General features: G+C 54.2%; 6 protein-coding genes. 1 reads left to right on the top strand and 5 read right to left on the bottom strand.

Annotated elements, in window-relative coordinates; translation table 11 throughout:
- The 3 genes from QM579_RS07220 to QM579_RS07230 form a co-directional block, all read right to left on the bottom strand.
- The coding region (locus tag QM579_RS07220) for a hypothetical protein (protein ID WP_414998493.1) at positions 1-329 on the bottom strand (329 nt) is incomplete at its 3' end.
- A gap of 169 nt (positions 330-498) precedes the next feature.
- Positions 499-1,077, bottom strand: a complete 579-nt coding sequence (locus QM579_RS07225) for a hypothetical protein (RefSeq protein ID WP_414998494.1) — start codon at positions 1,075-1,077, stop codon at positions 499-501.
- Between the two features lie 308 nt (positions 1,078-1,385).
- Positions 1,386-2,516, bottom strand: coding sequence for an alpha/beta hydrolase family protein (locus tag QM579_RS07230; protein WP_414998495.1), 1,131 nt, complete (start codon positions 2,514-2,516; stop codon positions 1,386-1,388).
- Positions 2,517-2,604: 88 nt separating this feature from the next.
- Here QM579_RS07230 and QM579_RS07235 point away from each other — a divergent pair, with 88 nt between their 5' ends.
- A complete protein-coding gene (locus QM579_RS07235) occupies positions 2,605-3,276 on the top strand; it encodes a DedA family protein (RefSeq protein WP_414998496.1) in 672 nt (223 codons plus the stop codon).
- Between the two features lie 150 nt (positions 3,277-3,426).
- Here the strand turns inward: QM579_RS07235 and QM579_RS07240 are convergent, their stop codons facing one another.
- Both QM579_RS07240 and QM579_RS07245 read right to left on the bottom strand, forming a co-directional pair.
- Entirely contained in the window at positions 3,427-3,963 is a 537-nt protein-coding gene (locus tag QM579_RS07240; RefSeq protein WP_414998497.1) for an AAA family ATPase, read from the bottom strand.
- 130 nt (positions 3,964-4,093) lie between these two features.
- A partial coding sequence (locus QM579_RS07245) for an ABC transporter ATP-binding protein (RefSeq protein WP_414998498.1) occupies positions 4,094-4,893 on the bottom strand: 800 nt, incomplete at its 5' end.

Genomic DNA, 4,893 nt, shown 5'->3' on the forward strand with positions numbered 1-4,893 from the left:
CCGCAGGTTTCAAAATAATGCAAAACCCGGCCTTCGGCTTCACTAAGAGCGCGTCCCTTTTCGACAATCTGGCGGATACGAAAAAAGATGGCCAGGCACTCAAAGAGGCCAAGGCAATCTTCATCCATGCTGATGTCATTCTGGAGCCGCAAAATGAACTCCTGATAGAAGGGATTGTCTTCACCCACGCAGATATCAAATGACGAGCTGTGTTCCAGCAGATATTTCAGGCCTTGCGAAAAAAGCCTGTGGGTGGGGAGGGGTGATGCTTGCGCCGTGCTGGCTGTATACAATCTTTCCATTGCCTTGTGATGACTGGAAAGTGGCATAGTTGACTCCTCTAGCTAGTGATTCTGAGGGCATTCGAGTAACAGAATATATATAAAATTACAAATTATTCTATAATGGAAAACCAGACACAAGATTTGGACACAAAAAAGAGAAACTCTATAGGGCTGCTGCAACAAGGCAGCAAGGAATCCGGTGTGGTCAGGGCCGTTAGCGTATAGGTCGGCGGGGTTGCAGGTACTGCGGCTGAAAAAACAACCTGTACTGCTTGGCGGGAGAAAGGTGGGCCGGTCTGCTGACTTCGCCCTCAATGGACAGGGGCTTGTCAGACAGGCCAAAGGGCTGCAATTGCCCAGGCGCAACATCCATATGTGACAATCTTTCTCCGGTGACGTTAAAAACGGGCATGGTGCTGTTGGTATTGCCAGCCGCGAGAATACCGGATTTGCCCGCAGGTAATATGGTTTCAGTGGTTCCGTTATGAGCGGTAGCGTTGAGCAGGCTTGGCACGGGCAGGTCCGTGCGTCGCAGAACATCAAGGAAATCATTGCCAGTACGGCCTACAAAGGTCACCAGAGAGGTGCCATCGCCGTAAACCAGCAGACTGACCGGCATGGTGCCGCCGTGAATGCCCATAAAGGCCGGTCGACCCCCAGCGGGCATAACAATCCAGGGCTCCTCTGACAGGGTATTGTTTTCACGGGTGCTCAAGGGCTGTGCGGCCTGGGCCTTGGGCCAGACGCCGACGACAAGCACAAGGCACAGAATGCAAAAAGGCAATAGCTTCATGCCGTTCATACTTCCATTTTTCTGCAAGGATGCGCTTATGCGTGCAGGCCGTATGCACCGTGACAAATTTTTCCGGGAGTGAGCTGGTTCAAACCTGATTGGCCCTTTGTGTGGCTCCAGATGCGGTCTCAATTCCGTAAAAAATGAATGCTAGCGCATTCGCACGACTAATGCCAGAACCCGCGCTTTAAAAACCTTGAATCACGCACCAACAGTTTGGATGCACTTTAAAACATTTAGTAAGGGGCGGCATAATTGTCAAGGCGCATGAGCCGCTAGATTACTGAAAACCAACGAAAAAAATGTTGTTATTTTGCCCGGCTGCGTTTTGCTGGCTGCGCGGGGACCGGAGCTGGCTCCGGTTTGGGCGGCAGGGGCGGGCTGAGATCCGGCGGGGCCGGAATTTGCGGAAGGTTTTTACCACTGCCAAGATAGTGCAGAAAAAATTCGCTCAATGCCGCGAACATGTTCTTGTGTATGTTTTTTCTGTCTTCTTCACGCACAGACCGGCAAAGCTCTGGCAATTCCGCCTCCAGTGCAGGCGGGCAGGGAGCCATGAGGGCCCCGGCGTCGGCCTTGTCCAGCACAAGCCAGCGGGCTTTTTTGCCTGTAAACTCGTAGATGCGCCGGGCATGCAATGCCGTATTGTTCAGGCCGTCGTTGGAGGCGGCCATAAGTAGCAGGGGCGGGTAAAACCAACGGAAAGAATCTCGGTTGAAAAGCATGCCAAAGCCAGGGGCCACTGCAGCCACGGCCTTGATGCGCGTGTCTGCCAGGCTTTTGGACAAAGGCAGGCTACGGCAAAGGCCTTCCATGCGATTTTTTGCCCAGACATTGCAGTACATGTCGTGCGTGCCAGCTTGTGCGCAATAATTTTGCCACCCTTCGCAATCGGGCAATGCGCCGCCCAGCAGCAGAGCGGCTGTGCCGCCTGCGCCGAAGCCCAGAACGCCGATGCGGTCAGGGTCAATGGTGGGTTCAGCCTCGGGATCGTTGAGTAACAAGGGGATAAGGCTGGAAAGTTCCCGAACCCTGTTTGACAATTGCTGCCAGGTGAGCAGCAGATCCATATTGTCCATATTGTCACCAGGGTGGGTAGGGGCCGCTACCACAAAACCACTGGCTGCCAGCCATGCGGCTGTGTCATGATACGAAAAGCGTGATCCTGCCGTATCGTGTGAGAGCAGGATAAGAGGAAAGCGCCCTTCCACGGCTTTACCGCCCCGTGCGGCTGAAATTTCCCACGGGCCATACTGAAAGTCACGCGGGGGGCGTACCGAGGGATACCAGAGGTTCACGTCGAGGCGTAGTCCACTTTCGCCGTCCCAGTGTCCGAGGGTGCGAAAACCCACATTGTAGAAGTCGGCTCTGGCGTTCAGGGCCGGAATCAAAAGGAAACAGAGGCACAGTGTGAGGATGGCGGAAATATTCTGTCGCATGCTCGTGTTGTGCCACAAGCGGCCTTGGGGTACAAGAGCGATCGGAGTGTCGAACTGTTCCTGAAAATCGGCCAGGAGAGCGAACTGTATGGATATAATCAGTTATTTCATTGACTTTGTACTACACATTGACGTGCATCTCTTTGAACTGGTGGAGCAGTATGGTCTTTGGATCTACGCCATACTCTTTATCATCGTTTTTTGTGAAACCGGACTTGTGGTGACACCCTTTCTGCCGGGCGACTCCCTTCTCTTTGCCGCAGGCGTTGTGGCCGGAACAGGCCTTATGGGCTATGTGGAAGTGATGGTGGTACTGCTGGCGGCGGGCATTCTTGGCGACGCCGTCAACTATTGCATTGGCCGCCACGTGGGGCCGACTATTTTTTCACGCGACACCCGCTTTATCAAAAAAGAGCATCTGCTCAAGGCCCACCATTTTTATGAACGGCATGGCGGCAAAGCCATTGTGCTGGCCCGCTTTGTGCCCATTGTGCGCACCTTTGCGCCCTTTGTGGCGGGCATTGCTCTTATGTGCCCCCGCACCTTCTTTTTTTTCAATGTTACGGGGTGCGTTTTGTGGGTCGGCTGCCTGGTTTCCGCAGGATTTTTTCTGGGGAATCTGGAGTGGGTGCGCCAGAATTTCAGTCTCATTGTTTATGCCATTGTGGTCGTATCCGTGCTGCCCGTGGCCATTGAAGTGTTGCGCTCCTGGTTTGGCGGCAAGAAGAAAGATAGCGAAGCCGAAGGCGAAAAAAAATAACTTTCGGTTAGAAACAGCACCTTGGAGCCTGCCAGCAGTATCTGAAAATCCCGCCATTGGCGGGATTTTTTTGTGATTTCCGAAAGGGATCGGGAAGAAACCCGTTGGCAAAAAGGGCTCTTTCCACAAAGCAGTTCAAAATGAAAAATTCTAGCGCCGGATGTTTTGGCGGATCTGTTCCGCAGCTTCATCCGCCGTACTACTGGCCGTGTCGATAACGAGCCGTGTTCTGTGCCAGGGGGCGTAGTTTCGGTCTATAACCTTCTGCCACGTGGGAAGCGTCATACCGGAAATATCAGCCTTTCTGCTCTCCACCCTCTGGCGGTGTGTCGGCATATGGCTGCAGATTATTTCCACTTCAAGGCAGAATGCCTCACTGCGTACGGCTACTTGCCGCCATGCGGCGCGGGTAAGCTCAATGGGATTGACTGAATCCGCAATGACATCACTGCCCAAAGTCAGATTTTCTTGTGCTGTGCTGTATGCCACCTCATAGCCTTCACAGGTAACTGGGTGGTCGGGCATCTGACGGCGCAGCGTCTGCTCAATGGTGTCTATGCGCAAATAGCAGGCCCGGATTTTGCGGCAAAGAATCTTGGCAATGGTCGTCTTGCCAACGCCGGGCAAGCCGGAAAAAACAACCAGCGCAGGCTGCCGGAAATGGGCCATCTCAGACAACGTCGTCACGCGAGAGTGTCCTTGTCAGATCAAGAAGAATGAATTTTTTATGCAGGAGTATACTCTTCTGGTACTCTTCCGGAATAAAAAGAGAAGGTTGACAATGAAATAATTGGAAAGGCGCTCGTGACAATATTGTCTAAACCATCACGCGCAGCCGCCCGTCTTCCATTTGAGCCTCGCGGTTGATGCAAAGAGGAGCGTCCTCGCCGTGGTGGGACACAAAGACCATATGCAACCCCTTGGCGGCCAGCTGGTCCAGAAGGTTGAGGTAGTGGGCGCGGCTGGGGGCGTCCAGACCGGAGCATGGTTCGTCCAGCAACAGGATGTCCGGTTCACCCACCAGCGCGCGCGCCAGAAAAAGGCGCCGCAGTTGCCCCGTGGAAAGATGGCGGATGGATTGGCGGCCAAGGGCTTCTACATCCTCAGCGCTTTCTTCGGGAAACATTTCCTGCATGCGGCGGAGAGCTTCGTTCTTTTCTGTCGGGCTGAACTTGCGGTATACGCCAATACTGTTGTCAAAGCCGGTACACACCATCTCGTGCGCCGTGAGGGAGTAGCCGTAGAGCGCCTGCGAAAGATCAGATACCAGCCGGATGCCCTTGCGGACTTCGGCCAGGGTATCTACTGCGCCGCCCTGATGTGGCAGCCAGCGTTCCAGTGTGCCGCCAGCAGCCGTGAACTCGTCCCCGGCCAGAAGGCGCAGCAGGGTGGATTTGCCTGATCCGTTGGCCCCGCTGATGCGCCAGTGTTCGCCCTGATGCACGTTCCAGGTAATGTCGTTCAGTACCTTTTTCCTGTCGATGAAGACCGTCACATTTTCAAGATCCAGCAGGGGGGGCAGGCTTTCGGTTTCGCATACGTCTCTGGCCGCTTTTTGCAGATCTGGCATGGGCTGTCCACCTCCATCGGCCTGTTCGGGCTGTGTTGCGTACAAAC

The organism is Desulfovibrio sp., from assembly GCF_047607245.1.
Taxonomy (GTDB): Bacteria; Desulfobacterota; Desulfovibrionia; order Desulfovibrionales; family Desulfovibrionaceae; genus Desulfovibrio.

What these genes read in the sequence shown, in the direction of transcription:
- QM579_RS07225 (WP_414998494.1), bottom strand. Translation starts at nt 1,077, where the DNA reads ATGAAGCTATTGCCTTTTTGCATTCTGTGCCTTGTGCTTGTCGTCGGC.
- QM579_RS07230 (WP_414998495.1), bottom strand. Translation starts at nt 2,516, where the DNA reads ATGCGACAGAATATTTCCGCCATCCTCACACTGTGCCTCTGTTTCCTT.
- QM579_RS07235 (WP_414998496.1), top strand. Translation starts at nt 2,605, where the DNA reads ATGGATATAATCAGTTATTTCATTGACTTTGTACTACACATTGACGTG.